General features: G+C 52.7%; 26 protein-coding genes and 1 other annotated feature. Of the genes, 17 read left to right on the top strand and 9 right to left on the bottom strand.

Annotated elements, in window-relative coordinates:
• The first annotated feature begins 20 nt into the window (after positions 1–20).
• Positions 21–1,037, top strand: a complete 1,017-nt coding sequence (locus KB235_RS06880) for a PTS sugar transporter subunit IIC (protein WP_211780832.1) — start codon at positions 21–23, stop codon at positions 1,035–1,037.
• Between the two features lie 35 nt (positions 1,038–1,072).
• Here KB235_RS06880 and KB235_RS06885 read toward each other — a convergent pair whose 3' ends face one another.
• Positions 1,073–1,405: an MLKL N-termimal domain-containing protein gene (locus tag KB235_RS06885; RefSeq protein WP_081825909.1), complete on the bottom strand. Its 333-nt coding sequence runs from the start codon at positions 1,403–1,405 to the stop codon at positions 1,073–1,075.
• A 115-nt stretch (positions 1,406–1,520) separates the two neighbouring features.
• Here KB235_RS06885 and KB235_RS06890 point away from each other — a divergent pair, with 115 nt between their 5' ends.
• The 6 genes from KB235_RS06890 (at position 1,521) to KB235_RS06915 (ending at position 6,192) form a co-directional block, all read left to right on the top strand.
• Positions 1,521–1,832 (top strand): thioredoxin family protein, encoded by a 312-nt coding sequence (locus tag KB235_RS06890; protein WP_034809227.1) that lies wholly within the window; start codon positions 1,521–1,523, stop codon positions 1,830–1,832.
• A gap of 4 nt (positions 1,833–1,836) precedes the next feature.
• Complete coding sequence (locus KB235_RS06895) at positions 1,837–2,631, top strand: DUF1444 family protein (RefSeq protein WP_211780833.1); 795 nt, start codon at positions 1,837–1,839, stop codon at positions 2,629–2,631.
• Positions 2,632–2,679: 48 nt separating this feature from the next.
• Positions 2,680–3,300 (top strand): YtpR family tRNA-binding protein, encoded by a 621-nt coding sequence (ytpR, locus tag KB235_RS06900; protein ID WP_034814718.1) that lies wholly within the window; start codon positions 2,680–2,682, stop codon positions 3,298–3,300.
• Between the two features lie 53 nt (positions 3,301–3,353).
• Positions 3,354–4,247, top strand: a complete 894-nt coding sequence (locus KB235_RS06905; protein WP_034814720.1) for a hypothetical protein — start codon at positions 3,354–3,356, stop codon at positions 4,245–4,247.
• 87 nt (positions 4,248–4,334) lie between these two features.
• Positions 4,335–5,642, top strand: a complete 1,308-nt coding sequence (gene murC / locus KB235_RS06910) for a UDP-N-acetylmuramate--L-alanine ligase (RefSeq protein WP_034814722.1) — start codon at positions 4,335–4,337, stop codon at positions 5,640–5,642.
• A 97-nt stretch (positions 5,643–5,739) separates the two neighbouring features.
• The gene (locus KB235_RS06915; RefSeq protein WP_034814724.1) at positions 5,740–6,192 is read left to right on the top strand and encodes a Dps family protein; all 453 of its coding nucleotides are present in this window, start codon (positions 5,740–5,742) and stop codon (positions 6,190–6,192) included.
• Positions 6,193–6,225: 33 nt separating this feature from the next.
• Here KB235_RS06915 and KB235_RS06920 read toward each other — a convergent pair whose 3' ends face one another.
• Positions 6,226–7,338 carry an aminopeptidase gene (locus KB235_RS06920; RefSeq protein ID WP_034814726.1) on the bottom strand — a complete coding sequence of 371 codons (1,113 nt, stop codon included), beginning with the start codon at positions 7,336–7,338 and terminating at the stop codon, positions 6,226–6,228.
• A 170-nt stretch (positions 7,339–7,508) separates the two neighbouring features.
• Here KB235_RS06920 and KB235_RS06925 point away from each other — a divergent pair, with 170 nt between their 5' ends.
• The 4 genes from KB235_RS06925 to ccpA all read left to right on the top strand — a co-directional run bounded on the left by KB235_RS06925 (position 7,509) and on the right by ccpA (position 11,105).
• Positions 7,509–8,024, top strand: a complete 516-nt coding sequence (locus tag KB235_RS06925) for a DUF948 domain-containing protein (protein WP_034814728.1) — start codon at positions 7,509–7,511, stop codon at positions 8,022–8,024.
• Positions 8,025–8,047: 23 nt separating this feature from the next.
• Positions 8,048–8,740: a YtxH domain-containing protein gene (locus KB235_RS06930; protein WP_034814730.1), complete on the top strand. Its 693-nt coding sequence runs from the start codon at positions 8,048–8,050 to the stop codon at positions 8,738–8,740.
• A 133-nt stretch (positions 8,741–8,873) separates the two neighbouring features.
• Positions 8,874–9,965 (top strand): bifunctional 3-deoxy-7-phosphoheptulonate synthase/chorismate mutase, encoded by a 1,092-nt coding sequence (locus tag KB235_RS06935; protein WP_034814732.1) that lies wholly within the window; start codon positions 8,874–8,876, stop codon positions 9,963–9,965.
• Between the two features lie 126 nt (positions 9,966–10,091).
• Complete coding sequence (ccpA, locus tag KB235_RS06940; protein WP_211780834.1) at positions 10,092–11,105, top strand: catabolite control protein A; 1,014 nt, start codon at positions 10,092–10,094, stop codon at positions 11,103–11,105.
• Positions 11,106–11,145: 40 nt separating this feature from the next.
• On the opposite strand, the gene KB235_RS06945 is transcribed toward ccpA, so the two are convergent.
• Genes KB235_RS06945 through KB235_RS06955 form a run of 3 tightly spaced genes read right to left on the bottom strand, consistent with a single transcriptional unit; the run spans position 11,146 to position 13,585 of the window.
• Positions 11,146–12,315, bottom strand: coding sequence for an acetoin utilization protein AcuC (locus KB235_RS06945; protein ID WP_211780835.1), 1,170 nt, complete (start codon positions 12,313–12,315; stop codon positions 11,146–11,148).
• Entirely contained in the window at positions 12,312–12,944 is a 633-nt protein-coding gene (locus KB235_RS06950) for an acetoin utilization AcuB family protein (RefSeq protein ID WP_034814736.1), read from the bottom strand. Before KB235_RS06950 ends, KB235_RS06945 begins: the two co-directional genes overlap by 4 nt.
• 11 nt (positions 12,945–12,955) lie before the next feature.
• Positions 12,956–13,585: a GNAT family N-acetyltransferase gene (locus tag KB235_RS06955; protein WP_034809260.1), complete on the bottom strand. Its 630-nt coding sequence runs from the start codon at positions 13,583–13,585 to the stop codon at positions 12,956–12,958.
• 155 nt (positions 13,586–13,740) lie between these two features.
• On the opposite strand from KB235_RS06955, the gene acsA reads away from it, so the two are divergent.
• Complete coding sequence (gene acsA, locus KB235_RS06960; protein WP_211780836.1) at positions 13,741–15,447, top strand: acetate--CoA ligase; 1,707 nt, start codon at positions 13,741–13,743, stop codon at positions 15,445–15,447.
• Positions 15,448–15,491: 44 nt separating this feature from the next.
• Here acsA and KB235_RS06965 read toward each other — a convergent pair whose 3' ends face one another.
• Complete coding sequence (locus KB235_RS06965; protein WP_211780837.1) at positions 15,492–17,951, bottom strand: transglycosylase domain-containing protein; 2,460 nt, start codon at positions 17,949–17,951, stop codon at positions 15,492–15,494.
• Between the two features lie 165 nt (positions 17,952–18,116).
• Positions 18,117–18,314, top strand: a binding site (T-box leader).
• 48 nt (positions 18,315–18,362) lie between these two features.
• Between KB235_RS06965 and tyrS the strand changes: the two genes are divergently transcribed.
• Both tyrS and KB235_RS06975 read left to right on the top strand, forming a co-directional pair.
• Positions 18,363–19,610: a tyrosine--tRNA ligase gene (tyrS, locus tag KB235_RS06970; RefSeq protein WP_211780838.1), complete on the top strand. Its 1,248-nt coding sequence runs from the start codon at positions 18,363–18,365 to the stop codon at positions 19,608–19,610.
• Between the two features lie 102 nt (positions 19,611–19,712).
• Positions 19,713–20,339, top strand: coding sequence for a GTP pyrophosphokinase (locus KB235_RS06975; RefSeq protein WP_211780839.1), 627 nt, complete (start codon positions 19,713–19,715; stop codon positions 20,337–20,339).
• 42 nt (positions 20,340–20,381) lie between these two features.
• Here KB235_RS06975 and rpsD read toward each other — a convergent pair whose 3' ends face one another.
• Both rpsD and KB235_RS06985 read right to left on the bottom strand, forming a co-directional pair.
• Positions 20,382–20,981 (bottom strand): 30S ribosomal protein S4, encoded by a 600-nt coding sequence (rpsD, locus tag KB235_RS06980; protein ID WP_034814744.1) that lies wholly within the window; start codon positions 20,979–20,981, stop codon positions 20,382–20,384.
• A 222-nt stretch (positions 20,982–21,203) separates the two neighbouring features.
• Positions 21,204–21,686 carry a GAF domain-containing protein gene (locus tag KB235_RS06985; RefSeq protein ID WP_211780840.1) on the bottom strand — a complete coding sequence of 161 codons (483 nt, stop codon included), beginning with the start codon at positions 21,684–21,686 and terminating at the stop codon, positions 21,204–21,206.
• 236 nt (positions 21,687–21,922) lie between these two features.
• On the opposite strand from KB235_RS06985, the gene ezrA reads away from it, so the two are divergent.
• On the top strand, positions 21,923–23,653 hold the full coding sequence (gene ezrA / locus KB235_RS06990; RefSeq protein ID WP_211780841.1) for a septation ring formation regulator EzrA: 1,731 nt from the start codon (positions 21,923–21,925) through the stop codon (positions 23,651–23,653).
• A gap of 75 nt (positions 23,654–23,728) precedes the next feature.
• Positions 23,729–25,300: an amidohydrolase gene (locus KB235_RS06995; RefSeq protein WP_211780842.1), complete on the top strand. Its 1,572-nt coding sequence runs from the start codon at positions 23,729–23,731 to the stop codon at positions 25,298–25,300.
• Between the two features lie 40 nt (positions 25,301–25,340).
• On the opposite strand, the gene KB235_RS07000 is transcribed toward KB235_RS06995, so the two are convergent.
• Positions 25,341–26,159: an NAD kinase gene (locus KB235_RS07000; protein WP_034814752.1), complete on the bottom strand. Its 819-nt coding sequence runs from the start codon at positions 26,157–26,159 to the stop codon at positions 25,341–25,343.
• 152 nt (positions 26,160–26,311) lie between these two features.
• Between KB235_RS07000 and tpx the strand changes: the two genes are divergently transcribed.
• Positions 26,312–26,800: a thiol peroxidase gene (gene tpx, locus KB235_RS07005; protein WP_034814753.1), complete on the top strand. Its 489-nt coding sequence runs from the start codon at positions 26,312–26,314 to the stop codon at positions 26,798–26,800.
• The last annotated feature ends 17 nt before the right edge of the window (positions 26,801–26,817 follow it).

Consider the following 26,817-nt stretch of genomic DNA (forward strand, 5'->3'; position numbering starts at 1 on the left):
CAATGAAAAGAGGAAGGTCCATGTTAAAGAAGAAAGGCATTACGTTAAGCCCGTCGCTGTATTTCGTGACGGCGCTCAGTTATATGGCGCTCGGTCTATTCAGCACGCTCATTATCGGGCTGATCATGAAGACGATTGGGGGACAACTGAGTGAGGCGGGAATCGGTCCGTTCGGTACGACGCTCATCGCCATCGGAGACGTTGCGATCAGCTTGACCGGGCCGGCCATCGGAATCGCCATCGCCTATGCCTTGCAGGCACCGCCGCTCATCTTGTTCGCCGCGCTCGTCGTCGGGACGTTCGGCTATGAGTTCGGACCGGCCGGAAGCTACGTGGCGACGCTTCTCGCCGTCGAAGTCGCAAAACTCGTCTCGAAATCGACGAAACTCGATATTCTCGTGACCCCGTTCACGACGATCGCTGTCGGCTATATGAGCGCGACGTATATCGGAAAGTATGTCGGTCTATTCATGACGCAGCTCGGGACGTGGATTGAATGGGGGACGGAACAACAGCCGCTGTTCATGGGGGTCGTCGTTGCCACACTCATGGGACTCGCATTGACGGCGCCGATTTCGAGTGCGGCCATCGCCCTCATGCTCGGTTTGAGTGGAATCGCCGCTGGGGCCGCCACCGTCGGATGTGCCGCTCAAATGATCGGCTTTGCCGTCACTAGTTATCGGGATAACGGTATCGGCGGGGCCGTTGCCCAAGGGATTGGCACGTCGATGCTCCAAGTCGGAAACATTGTCAAAAATCCATGGATTCTTTTGCCACCGACGCTCGCTGGAGCCGTGCTCGCACCAATCGCCATCTTATTGTTCGAACTTGAAAGCGTCGCGGCGGGCGCAGGGATGGGGACGAGTGGCCTTGTCGGACCAATCGTGATGCTCGAGACGATGGGATTCAGTTGGCATACGGTCATCGTCGTCGCAGGCTTCCTGTTCGTCGGACCGGCGCTTCTCAGCTTTGCGGTTTATCAAGTGCTCACTCGTATGAACCGAATCCGGCCGAACGATATGAAAATCGAATATTGAGCACAAAAAAAGCGTTTCTTGAGCAGAAACGCTTTTTAGATTCCAAAAAATTGCCGAACCGCCTCGACCGTCTCGCGGGGCACACGAAAGCTCGCTAAGAAGAGGGCGAGGAGCAAAACGTAGACGGGGATGAGGAACCGTTTCCGAACGATTGGTAAATAACGGGCCGCCTTTTTGAACGCCTTCTCGACAACGTAAATGACCGCGAAGCCGACGACGAGCCATATTAAAATCTCGGTCCGACTCTTGTCCGTATCGATGAACAAATAGCCGTAACGGAGTATGGCGAGCATACCGACGACGCCGACGAGTTGCTCGAGCGGATGTTTCATTTCCGGGTTCAATTGTTCCCGCGTCCATTTAGTCATATCGTCACCTTTTTCTAATAGTCTTCGCCCTCGATTATAGCAAAACGTGAGAGCGGAATGTAAGAACGGACATATGCTATCATGAATGAGGAAAAAAGAACAGGAGTGGTGAAAAATGAATCAATTGACATCTTTAGAACAGTATACGAATGCGAAACAAGAAAAGAGCGTCTTCATGTTCTCGGCGACATGGTGTGGCGATTGTCGTTTCCTCGACCCGTTCATGCCGGAGATTGAAGCAAAATTCTCCGATTGGACGTTCTATTACGTCGACCGCGACGAATGGATGGAACTCGCACAAGAGCATGACATCTTCGGGATTCCAAGTTTTGTCGCTTTCAACAACGGGCAAGAGGTCGATCGTTACGTCGGCCGTGAACGGAAGACACCGGAACAGGTCGAAGCGTTCTTGAACGGATTAGGGTGATCCCATGGAACGGAATGAACTGAGACGACACATCGAACGTCATTTCGCGGAAGGGTACCGGACGTCTTATGATCGCGAGAACGAAGTGCTCCGCATTGAACGGACGAGCGATCGCGTCGGCGTCAACATCCGACTTGCCCCACTCGTCGCGAAAGCAAAAGTGCGTGGCGTCGTCGCCATCGAGGAAGTCGTCGAATACATTCAAACGGCCCTCGCGGCAGATGAGTCGGTCACGCTGATTGGTAATGAGAAAAACATCTATCCGGTCATCCGGGCCGCCTCGTTCGCGAAAGAGACGAAACAAGGCGAGGCGCTCGTCACAACACCGCATACGGCCGAAACGGCAATCTTTTATGCCCTCGATTTCGGGAACGGATATCGTTTGATTGAAGAGCGCCATTTGACGGAATCGATGACGCGCAAGCGTCTTGAGGACATCGCGCGTGACAACGTCATGACGTTGCCGACCGAGTTGAAACGAGACGAGGTTGCCGGGAATACGTTTTATTTCTTGGCAGCCCGTGACGGGTACGAGGCGTCTCGAATCTTGAACGATGATTTTTTACGGGTCATGGAGCGACGGATGGAGGGGGACATGCTCGTCGGTGTCCCGCACCAAGACGTGTTGATCATCGCTGACATTCAAAATGATGCCGGCTACGATGCGATGCAACAGCTCATGTTCGACTTTTTCACGAACGGACGCATCCCCGTCACGGCGCTCGCGTTCCATTATGAGGCCGGGACACTCGAACCAATTTTCATTGTTGGAAAAAAGAACCCACCAACCGACGCATAATCTGCTAAACTATGTGTGTCTAGTTTGAAAGAAGGGGCGTATTTACGTATGCAAATCAATGCTTTTTATAACCGTCAAGGAATCGGCGATGTGCTCATGGTGTTATTGAGAGAAGGCGATCGTCATCGCCAAATCGTCGAACGGAAAGACGATGTCGCCATCGTCAAGTCGACAAATGGAAAAGTGAACGGATACAACATTTTCAATGCGAGCAATTACTTTAACGTGGCCGACTGGCACGGGCCGGTCGAATTGACGGCAGAACTGATTGAAACGCTCGGTGTCATCTTGCGCAAGCAAAACATCGAGGCCGATCTTTCTGGCGTCGATTTCACGCCGAAGTTTGTCGTCGGGTACGTCGAATCGGCAGAGAAACACCCGGATGCGGATAAATTGTCGATATGCCAAGTCGAGACCGACCAAGGGACCGTCCAAATCGTCTGTGGCGCCCCAAACGTCGCGACCGGACAAAAAGTCGTCGTCGCCAAGCCGGGAGCGGTCATGCCGTCAGGGTTGATCATTCGTCCGTCTAAACTTCGTGGTGAGTCGTCACAGGGAATGATTTGTTCGGCCCGCGAACTCAATTTGCCTGACGCACCGCAAGAAAAAGGGATTTTAGTATTAGATGACGAATATGAAGTAGGGAAAGCATTTGAAATCGGTCGCTAAACTCGACCGATTTTTTGCTAAATAGGATTGAGTGAAAAAGCGAGGAATCGAGTATGGATGCATATGAACGTTCATTAAAACAACAGGCCGAGCGTATTCGCCGGGAATTGTCCCAAGAAGGAAAAAAGGCGGTGCCGGTCCCGAAAGTCGAGACACCAGAAGAGTTCATCCCGTCGGACGTCCCGTCACCGATTTACGGCTACGCGCGTCCGAAACCGAAAATCAATTTGCCATCTGAACATTCGCCGGAGACACGCTCCGATTTGAACGCTGATTCAAAATATGTGGAAGAGGCATCGACAGCAGAACCGTTCGTACCAGAGGCGACCGAGGAAACGGTAAATCGGGCCGAGCTGTTCCACGGGGCGCAATCGCCCCCAGTCGTCTCGGAGACGGTCGAAGAGGAGACAGAGACGGAAGAGTCGGTCGATGAAACGGTAGACGTCGAACGTGACTTGGCAGTCGAGCCAGAAGCTGCGCCGGAGACATTGGTTGAAGTGCCGGCGAACGAGGTCACGATTTCCCCGGAAATTGAAGAACCGACCTTCGATGCTACGCAAGGAGAGCCAGTTGACGAGATTGAGGAGAAGACGGGTCTTGGCGACGTATCCATCCTTGAAGGCGGATTTGCTTCGGTATTTATGGGGTCGACTGAGTTATCACCTTCAAAAGTCGTCATCCGTGACGAGAAAGAGGCCGCGTCATCCGAACCGATCAACGTCGAGGAAACTTCTGTTGAACAAGTCGCACCGATTGTCGAGGATGTTGCAAAGACATTACAGACCGACACCGAGCAGACTGTAGTAGAAGATGGAGCGGAACTGACGCCTGCTGTTAGCGTATCCTACAAAGCAGAAGGCCCGCCGCTGAACGTCATGATGACACCGCAAGACCGAATGGCGATGTATCGCAAGCGGCGTCTCGATCAAAAAAACAATAATCTGTAATAGCATGACACCTAGAGTTTTGCTATAATGACAAAGGTTTGTCGCATTTTTTCGCAAACCGCAATGAATTAGGGGGGCTATTTACAGATGAACCGTTATCACTTCGTCGGAATTAAAGGAACGGGCATGAGTCCTTTAGCGCAAATTTTAAATGATATGAATAATGAAGTCCGAGGCTCGGACGTTGAAAAAGCATTTTTTACTGAAGAAGCATTGAATCGCAAAGGAATCGAGATCCTGCCGTTTGATCCTGAAAATATTACAGAAGGTCAAATCGTCGTGCAAGGGAACGCGTTCACTGACGACCATCCTGAAGTCGTCCGGGCGCGCGAGCTCGGATTGACGATCTATAAATATTACGAGTTCCTCGGTGAACTCGCGGATCATTACACGAGCGTGGCCATCACCGGCTCACACGGGAAGACATCGACGACAGGTCTGTTGGCCCACGTCATGCGCGGCATCGAACCGACGTCGTTCTTGATTGGCGACGGGACGGGCGAAGGGGTCGAAGACTCTAAAAACTTCGTTTTCGAAGCGTGCGAATACAAGCGCCACTTCCTATATTATCGTCCTGACTATGCCATCATGACGAATATCGACTTTGACCATTCGGACTATTTCTCTGGACTCGATGATGTCATTGACGCGTTCCAAGAGATGGCGAAACAAGTCAAAAAAGGAATCATCGCATGTGGAGATGATGAGAATCTCCAACACATTCAAGCAAACGTACCAATTGTGTATTACGGATTCGGTGCGCACAACGATTTCCGGGCTGAAAACGTTGAATCGACCGATCGCGGCACGACGTTTGACGTGTTCCTACGGGACGACTTCTACGGTACGTTCCGCATCCCGGGTTACGGTAACCATAGCGTCTTGAACGCGCTCGCTGTCATCGCGACGTGCGACTACGAGAACTTGCCAAAAGAGCTCGTCAAAGATCGCCTCGAGACGTTCAATGGCGTAAAACGTCGCTTTAGCGAATCGACGCTCGGGAATCAAGTGCTTGTCGATGACTACGCGCATCACCCGCGGGAGATTAGTGCGACCGTCGAAGCAGCTCGCAAGAAGTACGCGGGCCGTGAGGTCGTGGCTGTATTCCAACCGCACACGTACACCCGTCTCAAATCGTTCATGGACGATTTTGCGGCGTCGCTCGCTGAAGCGGACGCGGTCTACTTGTGTGACATTTTCGGTTCGGCTCGCGAGCAAGAAGGGACGGTCACAATCGAAGACCTCCAATCACGGATCGAAGGGGCGAACGTGTTGAAACGTGGCGGCACACAGGTGCTTCGCGCACACGACAACGCCGTGCTCTTGTTCATGGGCGCTGGGGATATCCAGACGTATCAACGAGAGTATGAAGAGATTGTTCGTCAAGAAGCATAAGTTGCGAGCGGCTGCGGCCGCTCGTTTTTTCGTGTTTAATTTTCTTATAAGACGGAAATAATACTATCGACTGATTACGGAAAAGGAGATGTTATGAATGGCAAGTCAAGGCGCATTGAACACGTTAAACAAAGAAGTGGCCAACTATGGCCTCTTGTTCGTGAAACTCCACAACTATCATTGGTATATTAGCGGGCCACACTTCTTCACGTACCACGAGAAGTTAGAGGAACTGTATAACCTCGTCGCGGAACTTTACGACGACGTGGCGGAGCGACTGCTCATGAATGACGGCGAACCGTATGCGACGATGAAAGAGTATTTAGAGCATTCGACGCTTCAAGAAGGAGATCGTCACGCCGAGACGGATCAGATGATCAAAGACATCATCGGCGACTTCAAACAGATTCGCCAAGAGATGCAAGATGCGATGGAGAACTTCGAGGACGGGGACGAAGCGATTGAGGACACGTTCGTCTCTCACATCGAGCGTCTCGAGAAAGAGATTTGGATGATGTCGGCAGCGCTCGGCAAGAAGACGAAGCTGTAAGCAAAAAAGCGTGCCACCGGGGCACGCTTTTTGTTATTTCAAATTTTCTGGATTGAGTGGCAAGAGCGAGTCGACGACGAAGCGACCGTCTTTCCGAATCAACACGTCATCGAACCAAATCTCGCCGCCGCCGTAGTCCGGGCGTTGGATGTTGACGAGGTCCCAGTGGATGGACGAGTCGTTACCGTTATAAGCGTCGTCATACGCCTGACCCGGTGTGAAGTGGAAACTACCATCAATCTTCTCATCAAACAAGATGTCTTTCATCGGGTGTTGGATGTATGGGTTGACGCCGATGGCGAACTCGCCGACGTAACGGGCGCCTTCGTCCGTATTGAACACGTCGTTGATACGGTCCGTATCGTTTGCCGTCGCCTCGACGATCTTTCCGTCTTGGAACGTCAATTTCACGTTCTCGTACGTGAACCCGTGATACGGTGACGGCGTGTTGTACGTGATGACGCCGTTGATTGAGTCTTTCACCGGCGCTGTGAACACTTCACCGTCCGGGATGTTCATTTGGCCCGAGCATTTGATGGCCGGGATGTCTTTGATGGAGAACGTGAGGTCCGTTCCCGGTCCTGTAATCGTCACGCGGTCGGTCTCGTTCATGAGGCTGACGAGGGCGTCCATCGCCCGGTCCATCTTGCCGTAGTCGAGCGTGCAGACGTTGAAGTAAAAGTCTTCGAACGCCTCGGTCGATTTCCCGGCGAGTTGGGCCATCGACGGCGACGGATAGCGGAGTACGACCCAGCGCGTCCCTTTGACGCGGTCTTCTGTGTGCATTTTCCCGATTGTCGCGCCGACAAGTTTTTGCTGTTCGGCCGGCACATCGGATAATTCATTGATGTTGTCCCCGGCACGAAGACCGATATAGGCGTCCATTGCTTGCATCTGTTTCCGTTCGATATCTGCCATCAGCTCGAGCTGTTCTCGGCTCGCTCCCATGTAGAGCTTGCGCAGGATTCGACTCTCTTTCAACAAGACGAATGGATGACCACCTGCTTCGTACGCCTTCTCGACGAGTGCCTCGACGAGCGATTCTTCGACTCCAAAATTCTCGATTAGCACGCGTTCCCCCGGCTTCAATTCAACCGAATAGTTGATTAACCCATCCGCGAGTTGCGTGATTCTTGGATCTCTCATACGTCCACCCCTTAACTTTTTTAATTTTTTTCTATTTTAGTGTAATCGAAAACATAAAAACGGGTAAAGGAATAATCAGACCGGATGGCGAAAACGGTTGAGACAAATCTTTTCAGTCATAATGGTGCTATAATGAAACCACCATATTATTGAACAGGAGGAATGATTGGATGGAAATCACATTGGGAGGCATCGCGGGACTGATTGCCGCACTCGCGTTTGTCGTACTCGTCTTTTTCTTGGCGCGTGTCTTATCGAACGTGAACCGGACACTCGGTAGCGTCGCGAACACGACCGAGAATTTAGAACGACAGTTGGATGGGATTACGATGGAAGTGACGGCGCTCTTACATAAGACGAACCGTCTCGTGGATAACGTAGAAGAGAAAACAGAATTGCTCGCACCAGTGGCTCACGCCCTTGACGAGCTCGGCACGTCACTCAATGAAGTGACCGAGTCAGTCCGGACAGTGTCTTCGTCTGTACACGTGGCAGCCGATGAAAACAAAGAACAAATCGCGCAAGCGGTCCGATGGGGATCGGTCGCTGTGGAATTATTCAAGAAAAACAAAAGCGAGACTGGCAACGAACGTCCATCTCGTCGTCGTGGACGACGTGAACGGAAAGAAGAAACACCGTCTGTCTCACCGGGTGTCGTCGCAACGGATGACACATTAAAATCTTAATCATCTCTAGGAGGAACGTACACATGACATACGACAAAAACAATTCACAACACACACAACAGTCATCAGGCGGAGGCTTTTTAGCCGGAGTCGTACTTGGGGGAGTCATCGGGGCGGCGGTCGCGCTTCTCACGTCGCCGAAGAGTGGACGTGAAGTACGGACGTACCTTGATGAGAAGACGGCCACTTCACGTGAGCGTTTGACGGTCAAATCGAAAGAAGTCCGTGAGAAGGCCGAACCGGTCGTCGGAGAATGGATTAAAGTCGCAAGCGACAAGTCGGCTCCGCTTCTTGAGAAAGCAGCACCGGTCCTTAACCTCGTGAAGGACAAAGCCCGTGAAGCGGCCGAGCTCAAACAGCAGGTCGACGAAGATGAACTGTCGATTGAAGAAGCGATGGAGAAGGCCGACCAACTCGTCGCTGAAGCAGAGGCGGAAGTGAAAGAGCAACTCGATCGAGCGGCAGACGAGACATCGAACGACTCGAAGGAAGCAACGAAAGATGACTCGAAGAAAGCAACGAAAGATGACTCGAAGCAAGCTGACTCATCTTCTGGCCAAGCCAAGAAACAAGAACAGGCCAAACCGGAGAGTAGTCGTGATGAGTCAACGAACCATGAATCGGAGTTTGAAGCACCGATTAAGGATTTGCTCGATGACGAGTCGAAACAAGAACTTAAAGAGTTGAAACAAGATTTGAAGAACGGCAAGAAATAAACGGTGATACCCAGGTCTCCTGGGTATTTTTTTTGTGGAATCTGTGTCGGCGACCATTTGTCTATGACAAAGCGAGAGAAGTTCGATATAATTAGGTTTCTGGAAAGAACGGCTTAGAAATGAGAGGGTAATTATGAGTCCACAAGATCAATTGAACCGATTACGTCGTGAAATGGATGAATTGAACCGAGAAATGCTTGATTTGCTCAGTCGTCGAGGAGAACTCGCGGTCGAGATTGGTAAAGTGAAACGTCTTCAAGGCGTCGAACGATACGATCCCGTACGCGAACGCGAGATGCTCGATTTTATTGCGGCCGAGAATCGAGGTCCTTTTGAGACGCCACGTCTTCAACATCTATTTAAAGAGATGTTCAAAGCGTCTGCCGAGCTGCAAGGGGAGGACCGTGATAAAACGCTCCTCGTCTCGCGGAAACGTCAAGCTGAGGATACGGTCGTCACGCTTGGCGGGGCGACGATTGGCAACGGACGCCCCCAATTGATTGCGGGGCCATGTGCCGTCGAATCATTCGAACAAGTGAACGCCGTCGCTGAGAAACTCGCCTTGTCCGGTGTGAAGATTATGCGCGGTGGCGCGTATAAGCCACGGACGTCGCCATACGATTTCCAAGGGCTCGGCTTTGACGGGCTCAAGCTGTTGAAACAAGCGGCCGACCGTCACGATTTACGAGTCATCTCTGAAATCATGACGCCAGGTGCGATCGACTCAGCGCTTCCATACGTGGACATCATCCAAGTCGGGGCCCGCAACATGCAGAACTTCGATTTGCTAAAAGAAGTCGGGAAGACGGATAAACCCGTGCTCTTGAAACGCGGGCTGTCGGCTACAATCGAAGAGTTCATCTATGCGGCGGAGTACATCATGGCGAGCGGGAACCATCAAATCATCCTTTGTGAGCGCGGCATCCGGACGTATGAACGGGCGACGCGCAACACACTCGATATCACGGCCGTGCCGATTTTGAAGCAAGAGACACATTTGCCGGTTATGGTCGATGTCACCCATTCGACCGGGCGCCGCGATTTGTTGCTTCCGGCTGCGAAGGCGGCACTTGCTGTCGGGGCCGACGGTGTCATGGTCGAAATGCATCCGAATCCGGCCATCGCCTTGTCCGATGCCCAGCAACAGCTCGATTTCGACCAGTTTGATGAATTTGTGAACGGTTTGACGACACAATTCCCTCAACTTGATTTGGTAAAAAAGTAAGCTTTCCAATTGGAAACGTTTTATATGGCGTGAAGACAGGGTAAAATGATGACAGATACCTGTCTTCCTTTTTTGACACGTTTTTTGAAAATCGTTTGAAAATCATTGCTTGTAGGAGGAGTTTTAATGAATAGTAACAATGTAACGATCTATGATGTCGCACGAGAGGCCGGGGTGTCGATGGCGACCGTCTCTCGTGTCGTCAACGGAAACCCGAACGTCAAACCGACGACCCGTAAGAAAGTCCAGGACGCAATTGACCGTCTCGGTTATCGTCCGAACGCTGTCGCACGTGGTCTTGCGAGCAAGAAGACGACGACGGTCGGCGTCATCGTACCGGATATCTCGAACATTTTCTTTGCCGACCTTGCGCGCGGTATCGAAGACGTCGCGACGATGTACAAGTACAACATCATCCTCGGGAACTCGGATGCGAACCGGGATAAAGAGATTCACTTGTTGAACACGCTTCTCGGGAAACAAGTCGACGGCATCATCTTCATGGGCGGCCGTCTTCACGAAGATCTCGTCGAAGAGTTCAAGAAATCACCGGTTCCAATCGTCTTGGCCGCGACGTTGAACCAAGGCTATGACCTGCCGGCGGTCAATATCGACTACGAGCAGGCGGCATATGACGCGACCGAAATGTTAATTGGCCACGGCCACAAACAAGTCGGTTTCATCACAGGCCCGCTCGAGCAACAAATCAACGGCGAGAAGAAGTTCGCCGGTTATCGCCGGGCACTCGAAGATGCCGGTCTTCCGTTCCAGGAGAACGACGTCATTCTCGGTAACTACACGTACGCCTCGGGCCTCGAAGCGATGCAGAAGATGCTTGAGCGTGACGATTGCCCGAAAGCCATCTTCGCTGGAACGGATGAGATGGCGCTCGGCGTCATCCATGCGATTCAAGACGCGGGATTCTCGGTCCCGAACGACTTTGAAGTCGTCGGCCACGATAACACGCGACTCGCGACGATGATTCGTCCGAAATTGACGACGGTCGTTCAACCGATGTACGACATTGGTGCCGTGGCGATGCGTCTCTTGACGAAGATTTTGAACGCGGAAGAAGTCGAAGAGAAAAACGTCGTCTTGCCACACCGCATTGAGCGCCGTGACTCGTTACGGAACGACTAAACGGAAAAACACTTAAGCCGTCGACGGCTTAAGTGTTTTTTTATAAATAGAGTGATTTTCGGTCATTGGAGATGAATGGCCAAAATGCCCGTTTCGTCACTTCCCAATTCTTTTCCTCGATTTGCTGCCGTCGAGGGATGTGGTCGAACGAATAGGTCGTATCGTCCCATCGCGTCGGTAACGGTTGATCGGCCCGATGCTGCCATTGCGCAATCCAATCGGCCGGAATGTCACCATGATAGGGTGCCTCGCGTGTCAGACCGGCCCACACTTGCGCCCAAGCGCGTGGTACGGTTCTGAACCAGTCATAACCACCACCGCCGAGGGCGACGAGCCGTCCCTCTGTATATTCATCGGCGAGCCGGGATGCAATTTGCGGGATTTGCTCGAACGTCCGAATCGTCGAGGCAAGGTGGGTGAGCGGGTCGAACGCATGTGCGTCGGCCCCGTTTTGCGTCAAAATGATGTCCGGCTTGAACCAAGCGCACGCCTCGCGTAACACCGTCTCATAACAATGAAGGAACGAGTCGTCCTGCGTGAAGGCGTCGACCGGGACGTTCCAACTGTAGCCGTATCCGTTCCCGTTCCCACGCTCGGTGACGGCACCTGTGCCAGGGAACAAGTAGCGTCCGGTCTCATGAATCGAGAGCGTCATGACGTCCGGGTCGTCATAAAACAGCCACTGTACGCCGTCCCCGTGATGGGCGTCAGTATCGACATAAAGCACCCGCATACCATACTGCTTACGGACGTGGGCGATGGCGACGGCCGCATCGTTATAGACGCAAAAACCGGACGCCTTCCGCTGCATGCCGTGATGTAGTCCGCCTCCGACGTGAAAGGCGCGTTCGACTTTCCCGCTCGCGACGAGGTCGAGCGCAAGCATCGTCCCACCGACGAGGCGGGCCGCCCCTTCGTGAATCGTCGGGAAAATGGGGGTATCTTCCGTACCGAGCCCGAACTTGTTCGCTTTTAGCCCGGTGAGCGTGCCGGCTGCCGCCGCTTGGACCGCCTCGATATAATCGCAGTCGTGGACGAGCGCCAAGTCTTCAATCGAAGCGAGTGGCGGGGCGATGCATTCATCACGTGACAGTTTTCCCGCTGTCGTCAAGAGCGAAGTCGTCAGCGCTAAACGAATCGGGTTGAACGGGTGGTCCGCATGGAAACGGTACGACGTCTCGTTTTCCCCGAATATGTAAGCCGGTCTCATTGCGACATCTCCGGCCCGAGCACGTCATAGCCTTCTCGTTTCAACCGTTCGATGATGCGGAGCGGGTTCATCGTCTGGACCCGGAACGAGATGATCCGTTTATACGGGTCTTCCGTCGGGTGGACGAAGACGTTGATGATGTTGACGTTCGTCTTGGCGAGAAGGCGCGTCACTTTCTCAAGCGTGCCGGTCGTGTTCTCGACAAGAATCTCGATTTGCGAACTCGGCTCAAGGGCACCGGTCAGCTGAACGAAATAACGAAGTAAATCGGTCTCGGTCAACACACCGACGAGTTTGCCTCGTTCGACGATCGGAAGGCACGTCAACCGGTGTTCATAGAACAGCGCGGCCGCATCTTCGAAAAAGTCGGCCGGGTGTGCCGTCACAAGATCGGTTCGCATGATGCTCGACACCGGGTTTTGAAAGTCGGCGCTCTCACTCTCCGGATGGAACACGCTCGTCGCTCCGCTCATCTCGAACTGTCCAATGATTCCGATGACTTGCCGGGCCGGATTCGTGACGATGAGGTGACGCACTTTATGGTCACGCATGAGCTTTGCCGCGTGGGCAATCGTATTCGTCGGTTGAATCGTCACGACGTGGCGATTCATCATTTGTTCAATCAGCATCGTAGCCCTCCTCAGTCATACATGAACCGGCGGCGGAGCCGGAGCGAGTCGAAATGGTCAATCGATTCTTGGCGGACGTTCTTGCCGATTCGTGCCATGAGACAGTTGGCCGGATGCGAGGCGATCTCTGGGTCGTCGGTCGGGAAGAAGACGAGCCCGCCGTGATTCATCATCTTCTCCATCACGTTCCGGTAGTCCCAAATCGATAGCCCGCTTCCTTTCAAATCCCAGTGCCAATAATATTCTGTCGTCAAAATCAAAAAGTCATCCATATGCGGGTCCATCATCGACACTTCGAGCAACTGTTTGCCAATGCGTTGGCCGCGATAGCGCGGGCTGACCTCAATCGCTCCGAGCTCGAGGATGTATGGGTCGTTCCCTTCGCTCCAGCGCTCATACGGGTCTGGATATAAGTACGTCACATAGCCGATAATCAACTCATCGACCCGGGCGACGATGATCCGGCCTTCTTTCAAGGCAGCGATTTCGACGAGCGCCTTATGTTGGTCTTCCGGCTCCCGGAACGCCGTCAATCCTTCGTCGAGGCGATACGTCGCAAGAACGTCACTCTCAATCGGTCCATCGATGATTACGGCTCCGAGTGAGGTTTCCCACACTTTTGAATGATACTGTTTTTCCATGGAGTCACCACCTTTTCCACTTCTTATTATAGCGCTTTCACGACCCGAGTTTCACACCGTTTTGGAGTTTTTGGAAATTCATTGATTTGTCATAATATTAACACTATACTGAAAGTGGTTATACCATTCATTACAGGGGAGGCGAATCTTTAACGATGGAAAAATTGAAAGCGTTATCAGGGGAACATCAATTGGCGTCGTATGAAGATGCTTGTCAGTCGTTCGAGTGGACGCAAGCAGAAGCGTTATTGTCTTGGAATTTGACCGGGAATGTCAACATGGCGTATGAGGCGATTGATCGTCACGCAGAAGGGGAACTCGCGACGAAATTGGCCTTGCTCTACTTCGATGGGGATCGGGAAGAGCGCTACACGTACGCTGACATGAAACAAGAAAGCAATCGGGCCGGAAATGTTCTGAAATCGGTCGGGGTGGAGAAAGGCGACCGCGTCTTTATCTTCATGCCGCGGAGTCCAGAACTTTATTTTATTTTACTCGGTACACTTAAACTTGGTGCCATCGTCGGCCCGTTGTTTGAGGCGTTCATGGAACAAGCGGTGCACGACCGGCTGCTCGACTCCGAGGCGAAAGTTATCGTGACGACCGAGGCGTTGTTGCCGCGCGTCCCGGTCGACCAGTTGCCGCACCTCGAGACGATTCTGATCGTCGGGGACGACGTCAACGAGTCGGGGAAAGTCATCGATTATCGGAAGTTGGCACAACGCGCCACGACCGAGCTCGATATCACGTGGGTCGATCGTGAAGACGGCATGATCCTGCATTATACGTCCGGCTCGACAGGGAAACCGAAAGGCGTGTTGCACGTCCATAATGCGATGATTCAACATTTGATGACAGGGAAATGGGTGCTCGACTTGCAGCCGGACGATGTGTATTGGTGCACGGCCGACCCAGGTTGGGTGACGGGCACGAGTTACGGCATCTTCGCACCATTCTTGAACGGCGCGACGAACGTGATTGTCGGGGGACGTTTCAATCCGGAGTTTTGGTATTCGGTAATTGAGCGTTTCGGCGTGACGGTCTGGTATAGCGCTCCGACGGCATTCCGGATGCTCATGGGAGCCGGGGATGAGGCGTTCGCGAAGTACGACTTGTCGTCACTCCGTCATATCCTCTCGGTCGGTGAGCCGCTCAACCCGGAAGTCATCCGCTGGGGCAACGAGTCGTTCGGGTTACGTATTCATGATACGTGGTGGATGACCGAGACCGGGGCGATGATGATTTGCAACTATCCGACGATGGACATCAAACCGGGTTCGATGGGGAAAGCCATCCCGGGTTGTGAGGCGGCCATCTTAGATGACCGTGGACAACCGCTCCCGCCGCATCGGATGGGCAATTTGGCACTCAAGACGCCATGGCCGTCGATGATGCGCAAGATATGGAAAAATGATGCGAAGTATGAAAGTTACTTCTGGGGCGATTGGTACGTCTCGGGTGACTCGGCTTATATGGATGAGGACGGGTATTTCTGGTTCCAAGGCCGTGTCGACGACGTCATTATGACGGCAGGCGAGCGTGTCGGACCGTTCGAGGTCGAGAGTCGTCTCGTCGAGCATCCAGCTGTCGCCGAGGCCGGTGTCATCGGGAAACCGGACCCGGTCCGCGGCGAAATTATCAAGGCGTTCATCGCGCTCCGGAAAGGCTATGAGCCGTCCGACGAGTTAAAGGCGGAGATTCAAAAGTTTGTCAAAGAGGGGCTCGCGGCGCATGCGGCACCTCGGGAAATCGAGTTCAAAGACAAGTTGCCGAAGACGCGCAGCGGTAAGATTATGCGTCGTGTCTTGAAGGCATGGGAATTGAACCTCGAGACAGGTGATTTATCGACAATGGAAGATTGATTGAAAAAAAGGTCGACACCGCGGTGTCTACCTTTTTGTCTTGCTTATTCGTCCGCGTCAGCCTCGGCATCCGCTTCTTCTTGGGCTTTCTTTTCAGCCTCGGCTTTCTTCTTGGCTTCTTCTTCCGCCTTTTTCGCGTCTTCTGCCTTCTTCTTCGCTTCCGCCTCGGCTTTTTTCTTCGCCTCAGCTTCTGCTTTTTTCTTTGCTTCTTCGTCTTGCTTTTCAGCAGCTTCGCGTTTCGCGTCTTCCGCCTCTTGCTTGGCCTCTTCCGCTTTTTCTTTCGCTTCTTCTGCTTTCTTCTTCGCTTCCTCTTCCTTCTTCTTCTCTTCGACTTTCTTCTTCTCTGAGAACGTTCCAGAGTCTTGGAAGTCTTTTGACGTCACGCTAGATGGTTGCGTGAAGCGTGCGTTCGTGAACGTCTCCGGCTTATCCGCATACACGCGGTTCACGATTTGTGACCAAATCCGTTGCGTCCGCTGGTAGTATGGGCCGTATGGGTAAGCATCGGTCATCCCGAGTTTTTGGTTATCGTAACCGGACCAGACTGCGAGTGTGACGTCTGGCGTCGAGCCGACGAGATACGAATCTCGTTTCTCTTGTGTCGTTCCAGTTTTGCCCATCCAGTCGCCCGGGGCGTTCAAAAGTGACTTGGCGTACGTCGCCGTACCTGACGTGTACACGTCACGCAACATATCGACGACGAGGTAGGCCGTGCGATCGGAGTAGATCCGTTTCTTCTCAGGCTGGGCCTCGAAGATTGTCTCGCCTTGGAACTCGACTTTATCGACGAAGTACGGGCTGACGTGTTCGCCGTAGTTGGCGAGCATCGCATACGTCGACGCGAGGTTGACCGGGCTGACTTCACCGACACCGAGTGCCATCGAGGAGGCTTTTCGGTTCGTATCCGATACGCCGATGCCCATATCGATGAGTTTCTGTGTGTCAGCCTCCATTTGGTTCCGTTCTTCATAAATTTTGACGGCAGGAACGTTCAATGATAGTTTGAGCGCGTCGCGGACAGTGACTGGGCCGCGGTACGTTTTCCCTTCGTTGTTGACCGGGTCTTTCCGTTCGCTGTAATCATATTGATAGAAGTATTCTTCGTCGATAATCGTCGTCGCAGGTGTGATCATGCCTGCCTCGATCGCATTCGCATAAACGAGAATCGGTTTTGCGGTCGATCCGATTTGACGAGTCATCTGCGTGGCGTGGTTATATTCTTCAGTCTTTCCGTTAATATAGCGTCCACCGACGAAGCCGAGCACACGGCCCGTCTTGTTCTCGAGCATGACCGCGGCGGTCTGTTCCGGATAGCTCGTCCCGTCCGCATTTTGGTTCGGACCGAAGTTATCGGCATTTTTAGCCGGCTGTTGCATCGATTCGTGGATTTGCTTATCGAGCGTCAAGTGAATCTTATAACCGCCTTGACGGAGCGCGTTGTGCGCCCGTTTCCCGTAAGTCGAACGGACTTCGTTCCGTTCGTTTGGTCCGAGTTCGTTCAGGTTGATTCCGTCTTCTTGTAAGAAGTGGTTCGTCACGATAGCGAGCGCCTCACGTTCCGCTACGTCAACGAGATACGGATAACGGTCGCGCGGCTTCGATTGTGTCTTCATGAAGTCTTGCGTGATATCGTAGTTATACGCCGCATCATATTCTTCTTGTGTGATTTTCCCGGCGACGTACATTCGATTCAGTACCGTCTTCATCCGGTTGATACCGGCGGTGACGTCTTCTTTAATGACTCCGCCTTGATAATATGGCGTGTAGAGGAACGGGTTTTTCGGAATCCCGGCAAGGAATGCCGCTTGCGGGAGTGTCAAGTTCTCTGCCGACGTGTTGAATACGCCGCGAGACGCTGCTTCAATCCCGGAGATGTTGCGTCCCATCGAGTTGCGTCCGAACGAGACGACGTTCAAGTAGGCGTTCAAAATCTCATCTTTATCCATCGCTTTTTCGAGGCGGAGCGCGAGCAAAATCTCTTTCGCTTTCCGCTCGAACGACACTTCGTTCGTCAACATCTGGTTCTTGATGAGCTGTTGGGTGAGTGTCGAGCCGCCGGTCCGCTCTTCTGAACCGGTCGCTTCTTGCAAGATGGCACGGAGCGTCGCTTTCGGGACGACCCCGTCATGTTCATAAAACTCGACATCTTCCGTCGCTAAGAGCGCGTCGATGACGAACGGCGATACTTTATCGACTGGAATCGGCGTACGCACTTCATCGGTCGTGTAGTTCCCGATCCGTTCTCCGCTTCCGAAGTAAATGTCAGAGGTCGACGAGTACGTGTTGATTTGGGACGTCATCGTCTTATAGGCAGGGGTTGGCATGTCCTTGACGAGCGATGCGAAATACCCGGCGCCGATTCCGGCGCCTAAAAAACCGATGAGGACAACGGAGATGATCGTGAGCAGGAGTACGTTCCACGACACATCGTAAAATACATTGGCATAACGGCGGGCTTTCAAGGACGTTGGATTGTTCCATAAGTCTCGAATCTTTTGCAGCATGACAGCCTCCTTCATATGGTGTAAATCGATTGCAGACAGTAATATATTCGATTATAGCACAAGTCTTTCCCCACCTTATCGTGAATCGACCTTTCGTTGCAAGTTTCAATCTTGTTATTGACAACGTGGAAACCAAACTTATAAAATGAATGGCATAGTCATTATATCGATGCAATGAAGAAAGCGAAGTAGTCGGTGGACCGCTTGTCCAGAAAGCTAGTGGATGCTGTGAACTAGCCAATGTCAACTGATGAATTACACTTTTGGAGCATGCCGTTCGGCCGGGTCGAGACCGTTATCTCTCATGTAAAGTGGCCACAGCTGTGGCAATTAGGGTGGTACCGCGGAATCTCCGTCCCTTCTCGATATGAGAAGGGGCGTTTTTTTATGTCAATCGAAGGAGTGGGACAAATGGAATTATTGAATGATTTAGCATTTCGAGGACTCGTCAACCAAATGACGGATGAAGCAGGATTGAAAGAACAGTTGAAGAAGCCGACGACGCTTTACACGGGATTTGACCCGACAGCGGATTCGCTCCATATCGGGCACTTGTTGCCGATTTTGACGCTCAGACGTTTTCAAGAGGCGGGACATCAAGTCATCGCCCTCGTCGGTGGAGCGACGGGGATGATCGGCGACCCGTCTGGACGCTCGGACGAACGGTCACTGAACACGCTCGACACGGTCAAAGAATTCTCGGACCGTATTAAAGATCAGTTGAGCCGTTTCCTCCCATTAGAAGGAGAGAACCCGATCAAGATTCGCAACAACTACGAATGGACGGCCGAGCTGTCAATCATCGACTTCCTGCGCGATATCGGAAAGCATTTCCCGATCAGCTACATGCTCGCGAAAGACTCGGTCGACTCGCGTTTAGAGAATGGAATCTCGTACACGGAATTCTCGTACATGTTATTGCAATCGTTCGACTTTTTGAAGTTATACGAAACAGAGAACTGCCGCCTTCAAGTCGGTGGGAGCGACCAGTGGGGGAACATCACAGCTGGACTCGAACTCATCCGCCGTTTCGGTCATCAAGAAAAGGCGTTCGGTCTCACCGTGCCGCTCGTCACGAAGTCGGACGGTCAAAAGTTCGGGAAAACGGCTGGCGGCGCGGTCTGGCTCGATGCTGACAAGACGACACCGTACGAGTTCTACCAGTTTTGGATTAACGTCGATGACGCCGACGTCATCAAGTTCATCAAATACTTCACGTTCATGACGCACGAAGAGATCGATGCGCTCGCGGAAGAAGTTGCAGCTGCTCCGGAGAAACGTGCTGCCCAGCGCCGTCTCGCCGAAGAGATGACGAAGCTCGTCCACGGGGAAGCCGGTCTTGAACAGGCTGAGCGAATCACGAACGCATTCTTCAGCGGAGACCTCGCGTCACTGAAACCGGAAGACATGGACGCGGCGTTCAAAGGGATGCCGCAGTACGAACTCGATGGTGAGCGTAACCTCGTCGACCTTCTCGTCGAGGCGGGGATCGTCCAATCGAAACGTCAGGCACGGGAAGACGTGCAAAACGGTGCCATCTATTTGAACGGCGAGCGTGAACAAGCGCTCGATAAGACGGTGACACGCGCCGATACGCTCGGTGAGTTCACGATCATCCGTCGTGGTAAGAAAAAATACTTCGTCATTCGCCACGTCTGATGCAACCGTCCATTCTCGTCACGTTACGAGAATGGACGGTTTTTTATGTATGGAACGTACGTTTGTTTGGTACGATGGAAAGGGAAAAGAGGAGGAGAGACTATGGAAATCGAAGAGTTTTTCGGCGAGCAGTTTCATCATTGGCGGGAGCGGTTCCGTTATTACGAGATGGCGATCACCGAGCTCGAGAGCGATCTTGGCATCATCGATCTCGACTGGCAGACGCGGCTCGGCTACTCCCCAATCGAGCATGTGAAGACGCGAATGAAGACACTTCCGTCCATCGTCCGGAAGATGAAGCAAAAAGAATTGCCGCTCGAAGTGGACGCGCTTTGGGATCACGTGCATGACGTCGCCGGTGTCCGCATCGTCACGAGTTTCCGGGACGACATCTATGCGATTCTAGACCATTTGAAGAAGCGGGACGACCTTCAAATCGATGAAGTGAAAGACTATATCAAACATCCGAAGCCGAGCGGATACCGGAGCCTCCATCTCATTGTCCGGACGAAAGTATATTTGGCCGAGCGCGTCATCTGGGTGCCGGCCGAGATTCAAATCCGGACATTGGCGATGGACTTTTGGGCGGCGACGGAACATAAACTCCAATACAAGTATCAGCAGCAAATCCCTGAGGCGTCCCGGCATGAGCTGACCGAGGCGGCGAACATGGCGGATGCGCTCGATACCCAGATGGGCCGGATTCGTGAACAGATTTTAAAGAAATGAAAAATCCCCTTTCCTGCCGAGGCGGGAAAGGGGATAAAAGCATTAACGTGAGTAGTACTCGACGATCAATTGCTCTTTGATTTGGTCGTTGAGCTCAGCGCGCTCAGGAAGACGTACGTACGTACCTTCGAGCTTTTCAGCGTCGAACGTGACGAAGTCTTTTGTAGCTGGTGCTACTTCGAGCGCTTCAGCGATCGCTTTGAAGTTTTTAGACTTCTCACGAACTGAGATGACTTGACCTGGTTTTACACGGTAAGACGCGATGTCTACACGTGAACCGTCAACTTGGATGTGACCGTGGTTGACGAGTTGGCGCGCGCCGCGACGTGTGCGAGCGAGGCCCATACGGTAAACGAGGTTGTCAAGGCGTGACTCGAGCAAGAACATGAAGTTCTCACCGTGAATTCCTTGCATTTTCCCTGCATCGTTGAAGATGCGACGGAATTGCTTCTCGTTGATTCCGTACATGTGACGGAGTGCTTGCTTCGCTTGAAGCTGAAGACCGTATTCAGAGATTTTACGACGACCATTGCCGTGTTGGCCTGGTGCGTAAGGACGTTTTGCTAATTCTTTACCCGTTTCGCTAAGCGAGATGCCTAAGCGACGCGAGAGTTTCCAAGCTGGACCTGTGTAACGAGCCATGTTTGGACTCCTCCTTGTTGTTCATGTATTTTGCACAAAAGAACAACGGTGTCAAAGACGGGTGACGCCCCTTTCAAGGTTCAAGCACCTTCACTTGATAGCGAAGCTACGAGATGCTCCTCCGACAAAGTCGAGGCCCGAAAGGTGGATACGTCTGTCGATGACTGCTATCGTCATTTCATGCACAAAAAATAGTATACGATGAATAAAACAGCTTGTCAATCAGATGAAGCGAAGTAATGTCTGGCAAAATTGCTCGAGGCCTTGACGGTCGACTTCTGAGAAGCGATCGAACTCGGGGCTGTCGATATCGAGCACGCCGATCGTCTCGCCGTCGCGAACGAGCGGGACGACAATCTCTGAGTTCGATGCGGCGTCACAGGCGATATGCCCTGGGAACTTGTGGACGTCCGCCACGAGTTGCGTTTCTTGCGTTGAAGCGGCTGTCCCGCATACGCCTTTCCCAAATGCGATATGGACGCAAGCTGGGAGACCTTGGAACGGGCCGAGGATGAGCGCGTCGTCACCGTTCTTCATATAGAAGCCGACCCAGTTGATCCGATCTAGAAATTGGTTAAGGAGCGCGCTCGCGTTGGCGAGGTTCGCGACTTCGTTCGTTTCGCCTTCTAACAGTGCAGCGAGTTGTTTGTTCAGCAGTTCATAGCCGGCGGCCAAGTCGCCAGAGTAAGCAGTCGTTTGAAACATATGATTCCCTCCTATATGAATACAAGCTCAGATATGCATCATCGTACACGCATTTTTTCAATTTGTCTTCCGAAACGTTTTTATGAGCGCGCAACATTCTCACGTCAAACCATTGGAAAACCTATGCAAATCCACAGTTGTATAATATGATTAAGTATATCTATACTTATAAAATACATCATTTTCTTCTTTACGATACATAAGTCCATGAAAGCGGCTTGGAGGTTGTTACAAAGATGGATTACGGATTATATGGGATTTTAATTGGAATCATCGTCATCGCGCTAGGGGCCATGCTCGCTAGTATGCTCATTCGAAGAAAGTATTACCAAAAAATTGATGATTTGGATATTCGCAAACAAAGTATTCTCAGTGCGAGTATCCCGGCCGAGCTTCAAAAGTTCAAGCAGTGGCCGATGGAAGGCGAGACAAAAGAGAAGTTCGATCGCTGGCATCAGTCGTGGGACGAACTCGTCAGCGTCCATACCGGCCAAATCGATGAATCGCTTTATCGGTCGGAAGAAGATCTCGATAAGTACCGCTTCTTGAAAGTGAAATCGGACTTGGACGCGACGGAACAGTTGATTGAAGAGCTCGAGACGATGGTACACGCCATGCTCGACGAGATGGATGAGTTCAATCAACATCATGACTCGCTCCTCGACATCGTCAAGAAAGACGAAAAAGAGCTATACCAGCTACGGAAGACACTCGTTTCGCAAAACAACGCCTTCGGACCGACGTATCCTCTCGTCGAAGCCGAGATTGCAGCCGCTGAGGCGAAGCGAAACGAGATGATGACACTCAAGCAAGAAGGCCAAGTGTCGGATGCGTTCTTAGCCGGACAGGACTTATCGGCGAAAGTCACGCACATCCGTGAACTCGTCGGCGTCATCCCGCAGTTCGTGCGGACCGTCCAAGTCGACTTGCGTCAGCAGCTCAACCAACTTCGTTCGGGTCATAAAGAGATGCAGATGGACGGATACGCCCTTGAACCGCTTGGTTTAATGGAAGAAATCGAACAAGCGGAAGACCGGCGTCAAACGCTCATGGAACGGATTGAACGGCTCGAGTTCGATCATTTCGAGACGGATATGCAACAATTGAGCTCGGATATCGATCAATTGTTCGAAGCGTTCCGCACCGAGGTCGACGCGCGTCAATACGTGAAAAAAGAGTTCGCGACCGTCCGTGAACGTGATGAGAAGACGACAGAACTGATGACGCGTCTGAACGAAGAGATGTCTCGCCTGATCAGCAACTATGAGATTAACGCCCGAGTTGGCGAAGAGTTCGAGCAGCTCGAGCGGGAACGGACGACGCTATCGGCGAACGTCCATGACATCGAGCAAGCGCTCAGCGCCCAAATGCTCCCGTTCAGCCTCGTTAAATCGAAAGTGCAGGAAGCGAAACGATCGCTCGATCAATTTGCGGCCATGCATGAACGGTTCATCGAGAACACGAATTCGCTTCGAAAAGAAGAGCTCGAAGTGCGCAATAAACTTGAAGGATGGAAACGCGAACTATCGGCGCATCGTCGACTCCTCGCGAAAAGTGCGATGCCGGTCGTGCCGAACGATTTGATGAACGACATGCGCCAACTGCAAAAGAGCGTCCAGTCGCTCGATGAGCAGTTCGAGAAAGCACCGTTCAACATGACGTACATCGTCGGCTTGAGCCACGACATCGAAGAGACGATGGATAATTTCCGCGACCGAGTGAAGGCGCTCCTTCGTCAAGTCACGTACGCCGAACAGCTGTTACAGTATGCGAACCGCTATCGCCGTCGTGACAACGAGGTGCACATCGCCTTGACGCTCGCTGAGAACAAGTTCTTGCACGGGGAGTATGGGACGGCCGTCGAAATCGGCGAGCGCGTACTCGGCCGTTTCGATGAAGCGGCGCCGCGTCAGATTCGTCAACGTGTCGAAAAGGGAATCGAGCACCAAGAATTGCTTCGAAAATAATCTATGCATGAAGATTGACGTAAACGGGAATTAACGTAGACGTCAATCTTTTTTGAATCGAGGAGGAGTTATGTGATGGGAACGTTATGGGTGAACGGAAAGATTTATACGTTGAATAAAGAAGGCGAGATGAGTCGGGCGATGTATGTCGAACATGGCCGCATCCTGAAGATGGGGGAAGAAGGGCAGCTGCGCCGTACATATGCGGGGCGTATTCAGGACATCGTCAATCTTGAAGGAAAGAGCGTCTATCCGGCGTTCACAGACTCACATATCCATTTAATCGGATACGGGGAAGCGCTCGATCGGGTCGATGCGACGGAGACGACCGATTTGAACGCGTTGCTTGAGACGATGAAACAAAAGGCGAGCGGGGATGATTGGCTCGTCGCGGAAGGGTTCAACGATCGGCTGCTCGGCGAGATGCCGACGCGCGAGATGATCGATGCGGTCATCCCGGACCGTCCCGTCGTCTTGAAGCGGGTGTGCCGCCACGTGGCCGTCGTCAACTCGAAAGGACTCGAGCGGCTCGGCTTGATTCATCATACGGTTATCGAGGGCGGAAAGCTCGGGCGCGATGCGGAAGGGAAGCTGAACGGGGTGCTCTATGACGCAGCGCTCGACTTGTTGCACCGCGAACTCGGTGGCAACAAAGAGAAGAACGTCGCCTCGATTCGACGGGCCGTCGACGCCTTGTTCAGTCACGGCATCGTCGGTGCCCATACCGAGGACTTATTCTATCACGGTGACCCGCTCGAGACGATTCAGGCGTATGAAGACGTGCTCGGTGACGTCCCATTTCACGCACATCTGCTCGTCCATGAACAAATCGTCGACCGTGTGCTTCAACACGATGCGCTCTACAAGCGACCGCGCTTTGACTTCGGGGCGATGAAACTGTTCGTCGACGGCTCGTTCGGCGGCCGGACGGCGCTGTTGTCCGAACCGTATACGGACGACCCGGTCCAACGTGGCATCGAAGTGCATCGGCCGGACCATCTCGAGGCGCTCGTGAAAAAAGCCCGGTCCTACGGGATGAACGTGGCGGCCCACGTGATCGGTGACGCAGCAGCTGAACAGTTCATCGGCTTGCTTGAGAAATATCCGGCCAAACGGGGGACGCGCGATCGTATCATTCACGCGTCGCTCCTCGATGACGCGCTGTTGAAGCGCATCTCGGCGTTGCCGGTCTTGATTGATGCGCAGCCGGTCTTCCTGTCCGACGACATGGAACTACTCTTCGACCGCCTCGGCAACGAACGCGTCGACAACGCCTATCGCTTCAAATCGATGGTGGCAACGGGGGCGTTGTTCCTCGGTGGGAGCGACGCCCCGATTTCGGACGTCGACGTTCGAAAGGGGCTTTACGCCGCTGTCACCCGCCAGTCATTCGCCGGCTCGAGCACGCTCGCGCCGAACGAGCGTCTGTCGATGTATGAGGCGCTCCGGAGCTTCACGTACTCGCCACGCGTCGCCACGAACACGCACGGACGTGACGGCTTGCTCATCCAAAGCTATAATGCGACGTTCACCGTATGGGAGGAAGACTTCTTTGACCTTCGGGGGATGGACATCTTGAACAACCGTCTCGTCATGACCGTCGTCGAAGGGACGCCGGTATATGAAGCGGACGTCATCACGACGTAACAAGAAAGAGCCTCCGCGCAGGAGGCTCTTTCTTTAGGGATTAGAAGAATGAACGTTGAACTTTATGCCAGAACGAGTTGTTGCGGAGCTTCACTGTCTTGACGACCTTGTCCGACAGTTCGATGTCGATGCGGTCGGTATACTTCAGGCTGAGCGCTTCATTGTCCATGCCGATAATCGGATAGTCGTTGCCGTCCTCGATGATGCGGAGCGACAGTTTGCGTGACTCGTGGACGATGAACGAAGAACCGAGCGTCCGGTAACGGTTGTTGTTGACCGAGGCAATCTCGCTCACTTGCATGCATGGGATGAGCGGGTCGACGACGGCGCCTGTAAGCGATTTGTTGTAAGCCGTCGAACCGGTCGGTGTCGAGACGACCATTCCATCTCCACGGAACGTCTCGAAATGAAGATCGTCGATGTATACCTCGATTGCGAGCGATTTGATGATACTCGATTTGATTGACGCCTCGTTCAGACAGAGAAGCGGTGTCGATTCGTTGATGGAAGCCGAAAGGAGCGGATATTTGCGCACTTCGAGCCCGGCCTCGATGCGGGCCGTGTTGTCCGAGAACAAGCGGTCGACTTCATCGAGTTTATGTATGTCGAAATCACAATAAAACTCGTTCAAGCCGCGGCCGAAGCCGACGTAAATCGCATCTTGGCGGAACCCGGTATAGCGGACGGCCTGGAGAAACGCGCCATCTCCCCCGATGGCGACGATGATGTTGGCATCCTCAGGGCGTTCGACGACGTTAAAGCCGTGCTTTTCCCCGATTTCCCGTAGTTTTTTCACTTCTTTTGTGAAATCGTTGACGTTTCGGTGATACAAATACACGTTGTTTCTCATTTGAGTCATCCCCTTTGTCGTATGTGTCTTCCCTATTATACCGTGTTTTGTTAATTGGATATAGGGAAAAACTGAAAAAGCGTCGAAGCAGGATGCTTGTCATGACGCGTGTGCCATCGATATGATGGGGACGTACAATTCCGCTAAAAGGGGATGGAACAATGCCAACATTTAAAGGGAACAACGTAACGCTTCAAGGGAATCCAGTGAAAGTAGGCGACCAAGCGCCTGACTTCACGGCACTGACGACTTCATTAGACGAAGTGACACTCGCGGCCTATCCGGGGAAAAAGCTGATTAGCGTCATCCCGTCAATCGACACAGGTGTGTGCGATGCGCAGACGCGTGCGTTCAATGAGAAGGCGTCATCGCTTGGCGGAACGGTACTTACCGTCTCGAACGACTTGCCGTTCGCACAGCGTCGCTGGTGCTCGGCAGCGGGAATTGATAACGTCGTCACGCTTTCGGATCATCGTGATCTCTCCTTTGCAAAATCGTTCGGTGTCTTGATCGAGGAACTTCGTCTTTTGGCCCGTTCTGTCTTTGTCGTCGATTCAAACGGCACGGTCCAATACGTGCAGTATATGGACGAGATGACGGACGAAGTTGACTTCGATTCAGCGCTCGCAGCGTTCGCGGCAGCAAACTGATTCGCTTGGCGAATTCT

The organism is Exiguobacterium alkaliphilum, from assembly GCF_018138125.1.
Taxonomy (GTDB): domain Bacteria; phylum Bacillota; class Bacilli; order Exiguobacteriales; family Exiguobacteriaceae; genus Exiguobacterium; species Exiguobacterium alkaliphilum.